General features: G+C 46.5%; 14 protein-coding genes. 8 read left to right on the top strand and 6 right to left on the bottom strand.

Features of this window, described 5'->3' with window-relative positions; translation table 11 throughout:
- Entirely contained in the window at positions 1-1,299 is a 1,299-nt protein-coding gene (locus AC04Q6_RS17705; protein WP_021977049.1) for a dicarboxylate/amino acid:cation symporter, read from the top strand.
- Positions 1,300-1,419: 120 nt separating this feature from the next.
- Here AC04Q6_RS17705 and AC04Q6_RS17700 read toward each other — a convergent pair whose 3' ends face one another.
- Complete coding sequence (locus AC04Q6_RS17700; RefSeq protein ID WP_015526901.1) at positions 1,420-2,337, bottom strand: LysR family transcriptional regulator; 918 nt, start codon at positions 2,335-2,337, stop codon at positions 1,420-1,422.
- Between the two features lie 191 nt (positions 2,338-2,528).
- On the opposite strand from AC04Q6_RS17700, the gene AC04Q6_RS17695 reads away from it, so the two are divergent.
- Together AC04Q6_RS17695 and AC04Q6_RS17690 are read left to right on the top strand one after the other, a co-directional pair.
- Positions 2,529-3,452, top strand: coding sequence for a 4Fe-4S binding protein (locus AC04Q6_RS17695; protein ID WP_119248324.1), 924 nt, complete (start codon positions 2,529-2,531; stop codon positions 3,450-3,452).
- Between the two features lie 196 nt (positions 3,453-3,648).
- A complete protein-coding gene (locus AC04Q6_RS17690; protein ID WP_044961021.1) occupies positions 3,649-5,631 on the top strand; it encodes a sodium-translocating pyrophosphatase in 1,983 nt (660 codons plus the stop codon).
- A 128-nt stretch (positions 5,632-5,759) separates the two neighbouring features.
- On the opposite strand, the gene AC04Q6_RS17685 is transcribed toward AC04Q6_RS17690, so the two are convergent.
- The 5 genes from AC04Q6_RS17685 to AC04Q6_RS17665 are packed head-to-tail and all read right to left on the bottom strand — an operon-like array spanning position 5,760 to position 8,738.
- Positions 5,760-6,386, bottom strand: a complete 627-nt coding sequence (locus AC04Q6_RS17685; RefSeq protein WP_119248251.1) for a stage V sporulation protein AA — start codon at positions 6,384-6,386, stop codon at positions 5,760-5,762.
- Between the two features lie 25 nt (positions 6,387-6,411).
- Positions 6,412-6,768 carry a SpoVA/SpoVAEb family sporulation membrane protein gene (locus AC04Q6_RS17680; RefSeq protein WP_021977054.1) on the bottom strand — a complete coding sequence of 119 codons (357 nt, stop codon included), beginning with the start codon at positions 6,766-6,768 and terminating at the stop codon, positions 6,412-6,414.
- A 2-nt stretch (positions 6,769-6,770) separates the two neighbouring features.
- The gene (locus AC04Q6_RS17675; protein ID WP_119248250.1) at positions 6,771-7,826 is read right to left on the bottom strand and encodes a stage V sporulation protein AD; all 1,056 of its coding nucleotides are present in this window, start codon (positions 7,824-7,826) and stop codon (positions 6,771-6,773) included.
- Positions 7,823-8,281, bottom strand: a complete 459-nt coding sequence (locus AC04Q6_RS17670) for a SpoVA/SpoVAEb family sporulation membrane protein (protein ID WP_021977056.1) — start codon at positions 8,279-8,281, stop codon at positions 7,823-7,825. Before AC04Q6_RS17670 ends, AC04Q6_RS17675 begins: the two co-directional genes overlap by 4 nt.
- Before the next feature lie 40 nt (positions 8,282-8,321).
- On the bottom strand, positions 8,322-8,738 hold the full coding sequence (locus AC04Q6_RS17665) for a stage V sporulation protein AB (RefSeq protein WP_021977057.1): 417 nt from the start codon (positions 8,736-8,738) through the stop codon (positions 8,322-8,324).
- A gap of 192 nt (positions 8,739-8,930) precedes the next feature.
- Between AC04Q6_RS17665 and AC04Q6_RS17660 the strand changes: the two genes are divergently transcribed.
- The 5 genes from AC04Q6_RS17660 (at position 8,931) to AC04Q6_RS17640 (ending at position 12,822) form a co-directional block, all read left to right on the top strand.
- The gene (locus tag AC04Q6_RS17660; RefSeq protein WP_021977058.1) at positions 8,931-9,662 is read left to right on the top strand and encodes a tRNA threonylcarbamoyladenosine dehydratase; all 732 of its coding nucleotides are present in this window, start codon (positions 8,931-8,933) and stop codon (positions 9,660-9,662) included.
- Between the two features lie 69 nt (positions 9,663-9,731).
- Positions 9,732-10,622 (top strand): UDP-N-acetylmuramate dehydrogenase, encoded by an 891-nt coding sequence (gene murB, locus AC04Q6_RS17655; RefSeq protein WP_119248252.1) that lies wholly within the window; start codon positions 9,732-9,734, stop codon positions 10,620-10,622.
- A gap of 66 nt (positions 10,623-10,688) precedes the next feature.
- Positions 10,689-11,567, top strand: coding sequence for an RNase adapter RapZ (gene rapZ, locus AC04Q6_RS17650; protein WP_021977060.1), 879 nt, complete (start codon positions 10,689-10,691; stop codon positions 11,565-11,567).
- A 47-nt stretch (positions 11,568-11,614) separates the two neighbouring features.
- Positions 11,615-12,571, top strand: a complete 957-nt coding sequence (gene whiA / locus AC04Q6_RS17645) for a DNA-binding protein WhiA (RefSeq protein WP_119248249.1) — start codon at positions 11,615-11,617, stop codon at positions 12,569-12,571.
- The gene (locus AC04Q6_RS17640) at positions 12,568-12,822 is read left to right on the top strand and encodes an HPr family phosphocarrier protein (protein ID WP_015526913.1); all 255 of its coding nucleotides are present in this window, start codon (positions 12,568-12,570) and stop codon (positions 12,820-12,822) included. Before whiA ends, AC04Q6_RS17640 begins: the two co-directional genes overlap by 4 nt.
- The last annotated feature ends 136 nt before the right edge of the window (positions 12,823-12,958 follow it).

Raw genomic sequence — 12,958 nt, 5'->3', positions numbered from 1 at the left:
ATGAAAGAAAAAAATATAAAAGAGAAAACACAGCAGAAAAAGAAAATGGGTCTTACCACGAAGATCTTTGTGGCGCTGATCGCAGGTGCGATACTGGGAATCATTCTCTGTTACCTGGTTCCTGACAGCAGCTTCAAGAAAGATGTGATCGTGGAGGGAATCCTTTATGTGATCGGACAGGGATTTATCCGTCTGATGAAAATGCTGGTTGTACCGCTGGTATTCTGTTCACTTGTCTGCGGAAGTATGTCCATCGGTGATACCAAGAAGCTTGGAACCGTAGGTGTGAGAACACTGGTATTTTATCTGGCGACTACAGCTCTGGCTGTTTCTGTTGCTCTGACTGTAGGTAATCTGATCAATCCGGGTGTGGGACTCGATATGAGCTCTATCCAGTCCTCTGCTTCCTCTGTGGAGACTATGGAGGCTACCTCTCTTACAGATACTATCCTGAATATCATCCCGGACAATCCGATCAATTCCCTGGCAAGCGGAACCATGCTTCAGGTTATCGTATTTGCCCTGATCGTGGGTGTGATCCTTGCGAAAATGGGAGAGCGCGCAGAGACAGTAGCGAACTTTTTCAGCCAGTTCAATGATATCATGATGGAGATGACCATGATGATCATGGCACTGGCACCGATCGGTGTATTCTGCCTCATCAGCAGAACCTTTGCAAACATCGGTTTCAGCGCATTTATCCCGCTGGCAAAATATATGATCGGTGTTCTCCTTGCGCTGGCGATCCAGTGCTTCGGCGTATACCAGATCCTGCTGAAGATCTTCACAGGACTGAATCCGATAAAATTCATCAAGAAATTTTTCCCGGTTATGGCATTTGCATTCTCAACAGCTACATCCAATGCCACGATCCCGATGTCCATTGATACCCTGTCCAAGAAAGTGGGTGTTTCCAAGAAGATCTCTTCATTTACCATTCCTCTTGGAGCTACTATCAACATGGACGGTACCTCTATCATGCAGGGTGTTGCCGTAGTATTTGCGGCACAGGCTTTTGGTATCCACTTAAGTCCGATGGATTATGTGACAGTTATCGGAACTGCAACCCTTGCTTCCGTAGGAACTGCCGGTGTACCAAGTGTTGGTCTTGTTACCCTGACTATGGTATTTAACTCTGTAGGTCTTCCGGTTGAGGCCATTGGTCTGATCATGGGTATTGACCGTATCCTGGATATGACCAGAACAGCAGTTAACATTACCGGTGATGCAGTCTGCACAACCATCGTTGCACACCAGAACAATGCACTGGATAGAAAAGTGTTCAACGAATCAAACTAAATATCCGGTTCAGAAAAAGATCCGACCCTTTCGGGTGAGATAAAAAACGAAAAACGGCTGTACATATCGTAAGAACGATATGTGCGGCCGTTTTTTAACGAAATCAGGTGAGTCCCCTGCTTATTCCTGCTCCAGAACACCCATGACAGAGGGTAGTTCCAGCTGCTGATAGGTGTGAAGGATCTTTTCCAGCTCAAAGATAGCAGGGGTAAGAAACTTATTCTTGTGATAGACCAGCTTGAATTTCCGGTTCCATTCCCCTGCTTCGTTGCAGAAGACCCGGACTGAACGGTGACGGATCTCATGATGCATAAGACGGATGGACATAACAGAGAGCATCTGGTTATACAGCACTGCGTTCAGCAGTGCCCGCGGACTGTTGGCTTCCCAGGCAGTTCGGATCTTCAGATCATGGCGAAGGGTGTAATCCTCAAAAAGCTGTCTGGTACCGCTTCCATATTCCCGGACTGCAAATTTCTGGTTGTTCAGCTCCTGGACATGGATGCGTCCTCTGCGGTAAAACGGATGCTTTTTTCCGGCGGCAAGGACCAGACAGTCGTCGATGATGGGAAGAACGACAAGGTCCGGGGAATGAATCTCACCTTCTACCACAGCAGCGTCCAGCTCAGAACGGAGAAGCTTCTGTTCGATATTTTGCGTGTTGGTGACAAAGGAGTAAACGTCAAGGTCCGGGATTTTTTTCTGCAGATCCAGGATAATGGATGGGGTCAGGCAGGTTCCCACAGTGAGGGTGGAGCCAAGCTTCAGGGTGGAAGACTGTCCCTGGTTCTGCATCAGCTCTTCCAGCTGCTGAAACTGGCGGATCATTTCACGGGCATGGGGAAGAAGAAGCTTTCCCCGTTCTGTGAGATAAAGCTTTTTTCCAAGACGTTCAAAGAGAAGGCCGTTATAATGAGCTTCCAGCTCACGGACGGCCTGACTGACTGTTGGCTGGGAAAGATAAAGATGTTTGGCAGCAGCACTCATGGAGCCCTGTTCCGCAACGGCCGCAAAAACAGTGAGATGGCGGATGGTCATATGGAATCTCCTTTTATTGTAAATTGGTATATAGGTAAAACCTATCATTTTTATAAAATAATATCATTTCTCAAATACATCTTCAAGTGGTATAGTAGGAAGTACGTGAAAACGATTTCAACATTGCAAAATACAGGGCAACGATACCATGGGAAAGTATCGGAATACCGGTGAGACCAGGAGGAGGAAATATGTCAGCATTAACTGTAAGCAAAGAGGAAGAGAAAAGACTGAAGGGGCAGGGTTTTTTAAATAACCGGGGAACCGATGAATTTTCTGCACGGGTGATCACTGTAAACGGAAAGGTGACAGCGGCACAGCACAGATGTATGGCGGAAGCAGCAGAGAAATTCGGCAACGGAAATCTTACCTACACGACCAGGCTCTCCGTGGAGATCCAGGGAATCCCCTATGAAAAGATCGAAGAGTTTCAGGAATTTATTGCGAAGGAAGGTCTGGAGACAGGAGGAACAGGAGCAAAGGTCCGACCGGTAGTATCCTGCAAGGGAACCACCTGTCAGTATGGACTTCTGGATTCCTATGCAATTTCAGAAGAGATTTTCCGGAGATTCTATAAAGGCTACCGTCAGGTTGCACTGCCGCATAAATTTAAGATCGCAGTAGGCGGATGCCCGAATAACTGTGTGAAACCAAATCTGAATGATGTGGGGATCATCGGACAGAGGATCCCGCACTTTGACAGCGAGGCATGCAAGGGCTGCAAAAAATGTGCCATTGAAGCTGCATGTCCGAATAAAGTGGTGAAGGTCGTTGACGGGAAGCTGCACATCGATGAGGAGCTTTGCAGACACTGCGGAAGATGTGTGGGAAAATGTCCGTTCCACTCCATTCCGGACGGTATTTACGGATTCAAGATCTATATCGGTGGACGCTGGGGAAAGAAAATTTCTCATGGAAAGGCCCTGAACCGGATCTTTACGTCGGAGGAAGAGGCACTTGATGTTATTGAGAAGGCAATCCTGCTTTTTAAGGACCAGGGATTAAAGGGAGAACGTTTTGCCGAGACTATAGAACGAATTGGGTTCGAAAATGCAGAAAAACAATTATTGGAAAAAAATCTTCTGGAAAGAAAAATGGAAATTTTGTCCAAATAGAGATATAAAAAAACTTCCTATTATATAAGCTGTCTGAAACTGAAAAAATGCGAGCAATAATATAAAAAATTTTTATCCCATTTATATAAATTTTTATTATATCACAATATTAACAAAAAACTAAGTGAAAATTCTATTTGAAATATGCAAAATAATGTGATAAAGTATTAACAATACATGAACGGAGGTAAAAAGAGTGGAAAACTACATGTATTTGGTGCCGGTGGCAGCAGTACTGGCACTTCTGTTCGCAGCATACCTTGCAGCGAAGGTCAGCAAGCAGGATGCAGGAACAGACAGAATGAAGGAGATCGCAGGTGCGATCGCAGAAGGTGCCCGCGCCTTCTTAACAGCAGAGTACAAGATCCTGGTTATTTTTGTAGCCGTACTTTTTGTACTGATCGGAATCGGAGTTGGAAGCTGGGTAACAGCAATCTGCTTCGTAGTAGGTGCTCTGTTTTCAACAATCGCAGGATACTGCGGTATGACCGTTGCAACAAAGGCTAATGTAAGAACAGCAAATGCAGCAAAAGAGGGAGGAATGAACAAGGCTCTTTCCATTGCATTCTCCGGCGGTGCTGTTATGGGTATGTGTGTTGCAGGTCTTGGTGCACTGGGTGTCAGCGTTGTGTATATCATCACAAAGAACGTTGACGTACTTTCTGGATTCAGCCTTGGTGCTTCTTCCATCGCACTGTTTGCACGTGTTGGTGGTGGAATCTATACAAAGGCAGCTGACGTAGGAGCTGACCTTGTAGGTAAGGTTGAGGCAGGAATCCCGGAGGATGACCCTCGTAATCCGGCTGTTATCGCGGATAACGTAGGTGATAACGTAGGTGATGTTGCCGGTATGGGTGCAGACCTTTTTGAGTCCTATGTAGGATCTCTGGTATCTGCCCTTACACTTGGTGCGGTAGCCGGAGCAGTTTCCGGTGTTCTCTATCCGCTGGCTATTGCAGGCTGTGGACTGATCGCATCCATCATTGCAACATTCTTTGTAAAAGGTGATGATAATTCCAATCCGCAGAAAGCCCTCACAAGAGGAAGCTATGTATCTGCAGCACTTGTTATCATCGTGTCCCTGATCCTCAGCAAGACTCTCTTCGGAGACATGAAGGCAGCCATTGCTGTGATCGCAGGTCTTGTTGTCGGTGTCATCATCGGAAACATTACAGAGTATTACACATCTGCAGATTATAAACCGGTTCAGGGAATCGGCGAGCAGTCTGAGACAGGTGCAGCTACAACTATCATCAGTGGTATCGCAGTAGGTATGAAATCTACAGCATTCCCGATCCTTCTGATCTGTGTTGGTATTTTTGTAGCATACGGTGTGGATGGATTATACGGAATCGCTCTTGCAGCAGTTGGTATGCTTTCCACAACAGGAATCACAGTTGCCGTTGACGCGTATGGACCCATCGCTGACAATGCCGGTGGTATTGCAGAGATGTCAGGTCTGGATGAGTCAGTTCGTGAGATCACAGATAAGCTTGATTCTGTAGGTAACACAACAGCAGCTATGGGTAAAGGCTTCGCAATCGGTTCCGCAGCTCTTACAGCGCTTGCTCTGTTTGTATCTTATGCGAATGCAGTAAATCTGGATGCAATCAATATCCTTGCTCCTCGTGTTACGATCGGTATCTTTATCGGTGGTATGCTTACATTCCTCTTCTCGGCCTTCACAATGGAATCCGTTTCCAAGGCTGCTTACAAGATGATCGAGGAAGTAAGACGCCAGTTCCGTGAGAAACCGGGTATCATGAAGGGGACTGAGAAACCGGATTACAAATCATGCGTTGCGATCTCCACAACAGCAGCTCTTCACGAGATGATGCTTCCTGGAATCATGGCGGTCGTTGTTCCGGTTATCGTAGGTGTTGTTCTTGGCGTTGAGGCTCTTGGAGGACTTCTTTCCGGTGCTCTTGTAACAGGTGTACTGATGGCGATCTTCATGTCCAACGCAGGTGGTGCATGGGATAATGCAAAAAAATACATCGAGACAGGTCATCATGGCGGAAAAGGCAGCGAGGCGCACAAAGCAGCCGTTGTCGGCGATACAGTCGGCGATCCGTTCAAAGATACATCAGGGCCTTCCATTAACATCCTGATCAAGCTTATGACTATTGTATCACTGGTATTTGCTCCTCTGTTCTTATCCATCGGAGGACTTCTGTAAATATCATTTCAGAAAAAAAGTAAACCCATATTATATAAAAAAGCTCTTTGCAGAGAAATCTGTAAGGAGCTTTTTGTGCGACAAGCGGCTGATCTGTACGGATAGGTCGTTGAATCCTGGATTAAGGCTCATGCTTCTTTTTCCGGATTTTCGGTCCGTTCTGCCTGTTCGATCAGTGTCTGGTTTACATCATCTTCATAGGTACGCATCTGTACCTGCATGGGTGTGGGATCATCGCTCAGTTTCAGATGTCCGAAATGATTAAAAAAGAGCAGTACACCAAGGCCGATCCCGACAGAGTAGGAGAACTCCAGAATGGTAAAACCGTCGGAGCTTTTTCCCATGACAAGGGTGTAAAACTGGTCAAAAAGGCTCCCAAGATCCACGTCATTGTTAAAAGTCATAATAGAAAAAGCGGCGCCGAAAAAGGAAACCAGGCATACAAAAAAGATTTTTACATACCGGAAAAGCTTTCCTGTGGCGGAACTGATGCGGTAGGTGATGATGAAATCCGTTTCTCCCATGGGAGAAATATCAATAGATGGTTCCAGCTTCTGGATCTTTTTCAGAAGATCTGACACAGACATGACATAGCGTCCGGGCTTTGTCTCGTCCAGAACCATTACCGGCATGACCCGGAGACGGTTGAGAATCTTTGGATCACTCATGGAAAGGGCGGCAATGTCCTGGAGGTATACATGGGGATTGGTAACTTCGATATTCTGATCCAGCTGAAGATAAAGAGTATCGCTCATGAGAAAAAACTCCTTTCTCGAAACCTTACTTTTTCATTTTCGGCCGGAAGAAAAAACTGGCCAGATAAGAGAAGATCAGGGCAGAGGAAACTCCGGCCGCACAGGCAGTAAAGCCTCCTGTGAAAAGTCCCAGGATACCGTCTTCTTCAATGGCTTTTTTCATTCCTTCCCACAACACATGGCCGAAACCAATCAGGGGAACGGAAGCTCCGGCACCTGCAAAATCCACCAGCGGCTTGTAGATACCAACGGCACTTAATACGGCACCGCTGCACACCAGAAGTACCATCACGCGGCCAGGCATCAGCTTTGTTTTGTCCAGAAGGATCTGGATCAGGGCGCAGATGAGACCGCCGAACCAGAATGCGTTGAAATAATCCATACTTACACCTCCATATGCTCAATGACAACTCCGTGGGCGATACCTGGAATACTGTCACCTTCGTTGAAACTTACCTTGGAAAGAAGGGCGCCTGTGGGCACAAAAAGAATCCGCTTCCATTCCCCGGATACAACTTTTGGAAGGATATAGGAGGCAAGGACTACGGCAGAACAGCCACAGCCGCTTCCTCCTGCGTGAGTATCCTGAGATGGATTGTCATAGATCAGGATTCCGCAGTCTTTATGAATGGGTGAGAGCTGGATGTTCTGTTCGGACAGAAGATCCAGAAGGATTTTCTGTCCGATGATTCCCAGATCTCCGGTAAAAACAGCATCATAATCCGAAGGCTTTCTCTCGAAGTCCGAAAAGTTCCGTGCAATGGTATCACAGGCAGCAGGAGCCATACATCCGCCCATATTCATGGAATCTTTGAGACCGTAATCCATGACACGGCCGGCAGTAAGTCCCGTGATGGCAGCGCAGCCGTTACCGGATCGTAGAGGAGATTTTTCCCCTGGAGGGGACGTATTCAGGATGCACGCACCGCTTCCTGTCACCGTCCAGGTGGCAGAAAAGGGCCGCTGATTACCGTATCCCAGAGGAAAACGAAATTCTTTTTCCGCACTTGCAAAATGGCTGGAGGTGGCACATAAGACCCGGGTGCCGAAACCGGCGGTGAGAGCAAGGCAGCCGAGAGACAAGGATTCCCCCATGGTGGAGCAGGCGCCGTAAAGTCCGTAGAAAGGAATTCCAAGCCCGGCGGAACCAAAGCAGGTAGCTGCAGTCTGGGCAAGAAGATCTCCGGCAAACATCAGGTGGATATCTTCGAAGTCCAGTCCGGCTTTGTTCATGGCCAGAGTGGCAGTTTCTTTCTGCAGGGTACTTTCCGCAGATTCCCAGGTGCCGCAGCCAAACATGGGATCTTTACAGATCAGGTCAAAAAAATCTCCAAGAGGACCATCAGCTTCTTTCTGGCTGACAATAGATGCGGTGCTTTCGATATAAAGAGGCTGTGAAAAGGAAATGCTGGCTGCGCCAAGATGAAGATTTCTACTCATGATATCACCTCCAGGATTTTCAGAATGTAATAGATCACACCGAGAGCCCAGGCACTTAAGATACCGTATAGAATCACAGGTCCTGCAATGGTAAAGATCTTGCATCCAATGCCGAAGACCTGTCCTTCTGCACGGAACTCAATGGCGGATGCTGCTACCGAATTGGCAAAACCGGTAATGGGAACAAGGCTCCCGGCACCACCGAATTTGCCGATCTTCGGGTAGATCCCAAACCCTGTGAGAATGACGCTTAAAAGGATGAGAAGTACAGAACACCAGGTTCTGGCGTCGGAAGTGTCCGCACCGAGAGCCAGGGCTGTGTTGATAATGACCTGGCCAAGAAGACAGATCAGTCCGCCCGTGAGAAATGCTTTTGCCATATTCAGAGGAAGACTGTGGGTTGGGGTAAGCTGTTTGACATACTGTTCGTATTTTTTTTCGTCAATATTACGCATATGAAAAATCCTTTCGTAAGATGATGGAGGGCTGTAAAGTTTACATCCAGCCCATGGCATAATAAAAAAGAGAGCCAAAAGTTTTTCCGGCAGCAATGGATATGATCACAAGAGAAAGTCCCTGGGTGAGTTTCAGGCGTCTGGCGAAAACGGGAAAGACTTTTGCAATTTCTGCCAGTGCCAGGATCCAGCCACCCAGGAAAATTCCGAAGAATACTCCGCAGACAGCCAGGAAAAAAGGTCCCAGTGGGATCCTGACCGGAAAGAGGGTAACGATGGTTCCGGCAACGGTTCCCAGAAGTGACATATCTTCATATAAAAAAATGTGATTGGCTGTGTGGGTGATGCCTGCATAACGGGGAACAATGGAAAGTCCGATCAGCAGTCCGGAAACTCCTCCGGCTACGATGATACCGGCACAGAAACCGGTGAAGCACAAAAGCACCTGTTGAAACATGGACGGAACCTCCTTTGTGTATTTCTATGGAAGTAGTATGAGTGAATATAAAATTTTTATGCGAAAATCTTAAAAAACAAGAATATCTGTACATTTTCTGACTTAGATAGTATAATAAAAAAGGCTATAGACAGCGGCGTACAGGCGCTGTCTTTCTTAACCGGAAGAAAAAACAGTGTCAGGAGGACTGATATGCAGGATGCTTTTTCACGAATGGAATTGCTCGTTGGAAATACAGGTGTAAAAAAACTCAGCATGGCGAAGATTGCAGTATTCGGCCTTGGCGGAGCCGGAGCGCAGGCAGCAGAGGCACTCGCACGCTGCGGTGTGGGAAGTCTGACACTGATCGACCATGAAAAGATCACACTGCCCAATATCGGAAGTCAGGTTCTGGCACTTCATTCCACTTTGGGAATGAGCAAGGTAGAAGCAGCCAAGAAGAGAATCCGTGATATTGACGAGAATATTCTGGTGCATACTTACGAAACCTTTTATAATGAGGAGACTGCGGGAATGTTTGACTTATGTTCTTTTGATTACATCGTGGATGCACTGGGTACAATATCATCCAAGCTGCTCCTGATCAGAAGAGCAGCGGAAGCACATGTACCTTTGATATCATGTATGGATATAGGCAATAAACTGGATCCATCCAGACTGGAAATTGCAGATATAGGCAGAACTACCGTATGTCCGGTAACTAAAATGATAAAAACAGAACTGCGTAAGAGAGGAATACGGAAGCTTAAGGTACTGTATTCCAGAGAACGTCCCACAAGAGAGAAACTTTTCCGGAGAAGCAGAACCGTGGTGAAGAAATCTGTGGAGGGAAATATTTCTTTTGTGATGGGAACTGCGGGATATCTGCTTGCCGGAGAAGTTGTAAGGGATATACTGGCGGCAGGAAGTGGTTTACGCAGCTGACAATAAGAATAGATAGAAATAAAACAGAAAGACTGAGGAACAGAAACAGTGAATTCAGAGATCAGAAAAATGTTTTGCGATCTTCTTGGAGAGGATCGTGTTTTTACAGAAGAAGCAATGAGCCAGCATACGACTTTTAAGATCGGAGGTCCGGCTGATTATTTTCTGATGCCGGATAAAGGCGAAGATGTGGGCCGTGTTATAAAAATCTGTAAAGAGAAAGAGATTCCGTATTTTATCCTTGGAAATGGAAGCAATCTTCTTGTAGGAGACGGTGGGTATCGTGGAGCTGTGATCCAGATCTACAGAAATATGTCGTCGGTTACAGTTGAGGGAAATGAGATCACGGCACAGGCAGGTGCATTGCTTTCGGCTGTGGCAGCTGCCGCCAAAAATGCTTCACTTACAGGCTTCGAGTTTGCGGGAGGGATTCCGGGAACGATAGGCGGCGCGGTTGTGATGAATGCAGGGGCTTATGGTGGTGAAATGAAAGATGTTCTTACAGAGGTAACTGTCATGAATGCCGAGGGTGATATTTTTACACTTCCCACAGAAGAACTTGAATTGGGATATCGGACCAGTATCATCAAAACAGCAGGCTATATTGTTCTGGAAGCAAAGATCCGTCTGAAAGAGGGAAATCCGGAAGTGATCCGGGAGACCATGAAGGATCTGACTATCCGTCGTACTACCAAACAGCCGCTGGAGTATCCAAGTGCAGGAAGTACCTTTAAGAGACCGGAAGGATATTTTGCAGGCAAGCTGATCATGGACAGCGGCCTTGCGGGATATCAGGTAGGTGGTGCCCAGGTTTCCGAAAAACATTGTGGTTTTGTGATCAATGCAGGTGACGCCACTGCGAGAGATGTCCGTACACTGATGGATAATGTGAGGGACATTGTATATAAGAAATATGGAGTTACCCTGGAACCGGAAGTGAAGTTCCTGGGTGAGTTTTAACGCAGAAAGAAAAGCAGATGACTGCTGTATGAATAACGGAAGAAGAAATGGAAAGGAAGAGAGATTATGCGTTTTGTGATCGTTACAGGAGTTTCAGGAGCGGGAAAAACCGCCGCACTTAAGATGCTGGAGGATATGAATTATTTCTGCGTGGATAATCTTCCGATTCAGCTTCTGGAGAAATTCGCTTCCCTTCTTCCGGAAATGCAGAGTGAGAACGTAAGGAATGTTGCGCTTGGAATCGATGCCAGGAGCGGGAGTGCTCTTGATGAACTGGAAGTGGTGCTGGACCGCATGAAACAGACAGGATACGATTATGAGATCCTGTTCATGGATGCGGAAGACTCTGTTCTTGTGAAGAGATATAAAGAATCCAGAAGAAGTCACCCGCTTGCTAGGACAGGAAGAGTGGATGAGGGAATCCGCCTGGAACGTGAAAAAACAAAATTTCTCCGGAAGCGTGCAGATTATATTATTGATACCAGCCACCTTCTTACCAGAGAGCTGCGTCAGGAGATAGAGAAGATTTTTGTGGATGACAGAGAATTCAGCAATATCATGATCTCTGTTCTTTCCTTCGGATTTAAGTATGGAATCCCGGCAGATGCAGATCTCGTGTTTGATGTGCGTTTCCTTCCTAATCCTTATTATGTGGATGAACTGCGCCCGCTCACAGGTCTGGATGATGCAGTATTTGATTATGTAATGGCCAGTGATACAGCGAAGGAATTCGCAGATAAGCTGGAGGATATGATACGCTTTCTCATTCCTAATTATATTAAGGAAGGAAAAACAAGCCTTGTGATCGGAATCGGATGTACCGGTGGTAAACATCGGTCTGTGACGATTGCCAGGGAACTTTTTTCCAGGCTGTCCAAGTCCGGCGATTATGGCATTCGTCTGGAACACAGGGATGCAGAGAAGGACAGACTTCTGAAAAAATAGTGTTACAATAAAGAATACTGTGCGGAAACAGTAAAAGAGGGTTCGGGATGTCGTTTTCAGGAAAAGTCAAAGAAGAACTTGCGGGGCAGTTCAGTCCGGCAAGGCACTGTCAGGTGGCAGAAATGGCGGCACTGCTCTGCGGCTGTGGCCATGTGGAAAAAATGTCAGATGGAAACATAAAGCTGTGGATTCAGACAGAAAATGAAGCAGTTGCAAGAAAAAGCTTTACATTATTAAGAAAAACATTTAATATAGAGACAGCGATTGTTATTCGGGAGGGGTCCCATCTGAAACGTGGTAAGGTATATCTTGTAGAGGTTGCAGACCCACAGAGAGCGGAGGAGATTCTGCAGGGAACGAAACTTTCCGTGAATAACAAAACCGGGTTACTTGAAATGGATAATTCGTTTGTGGTTCAGATGAATTGCTGCAAGCGCGCATTTATTCGCGGCACTTTCCTGTCGTCGGGTTCGATCAGTGATCCTGAGAAAGGCTATCACTTTGAGATCGTATGTCCTGATCGCGGAAAAGCAGAACAATTACAGGGGATTATCCGCAGTTTTCACGTAGAAGCTAAAATTGTGGTGCGCAAGAAATCATATGTGGTCTATGTGAAGGAGGGCGCGCAGATCGTTGACATGCTGGCAGTCATGGAAGCGAACGTAGCACTTATGGATCTGGAGAATATCCGGATACTTAAGGAAATGCGTAACACGGTAAACCGCAAGGTGAACTGTGAAGCTGCGAATATCAATAAAACGGTAAATGCGGCAGTGAGACAGGTGGAAGATATACAGCTGATCAGCAGGACCGTCGGTTTTGAAAGTCTGACCGACGCTCTGGCACAGGTGGCCAGGCTGAGGCTTAAATATCCAGATGCCACGCTGAAAGAATTAGGTATGATGTTGAATCCGCAGGTGGGCAAATCAGGTGTGAATCACCGGCTTCGCAAGCTGAGTGAGATCGCAGATGAGCTGCGGGAGAACAAGGAGGAGCTATTATGATTAAAAAACCAATCACTATCAACTTATCCACTGGACTGGAGGCGAGACCAGTAGCACAGCTTGTTCAGGTAGCAAGCCAGTTTAACAGTGAAATTTATGTTGAGATTGGCAAAAAAAGAGTCAATGCAAAGAGCATCATGGGAATGATGACACTGGGGCTTGACGCTGGAGAAGAAATCACATTGTCTGCCAACGGTGATGATGAGAATGCGGCGATGGAGAGCATTGAACAGTATTTAAGCAACCAGTAATTAATTTAGACAGAGCAGTCCGTGATAATCATTGCGGACGTGGAATATAAAGGGATACAGACGGAAAGGAAGACCGATTCCCGCTGTATCCCTTTCCGCTTCAATTCGCCTACTAATATGAAAGAGGAAGATTACC

This window comes from Blautia sp. HA9023, from assembly GCF_056504095.1.
This window is presented reverse-complemented; position numbering and strand designations above follow the sequence as displayed.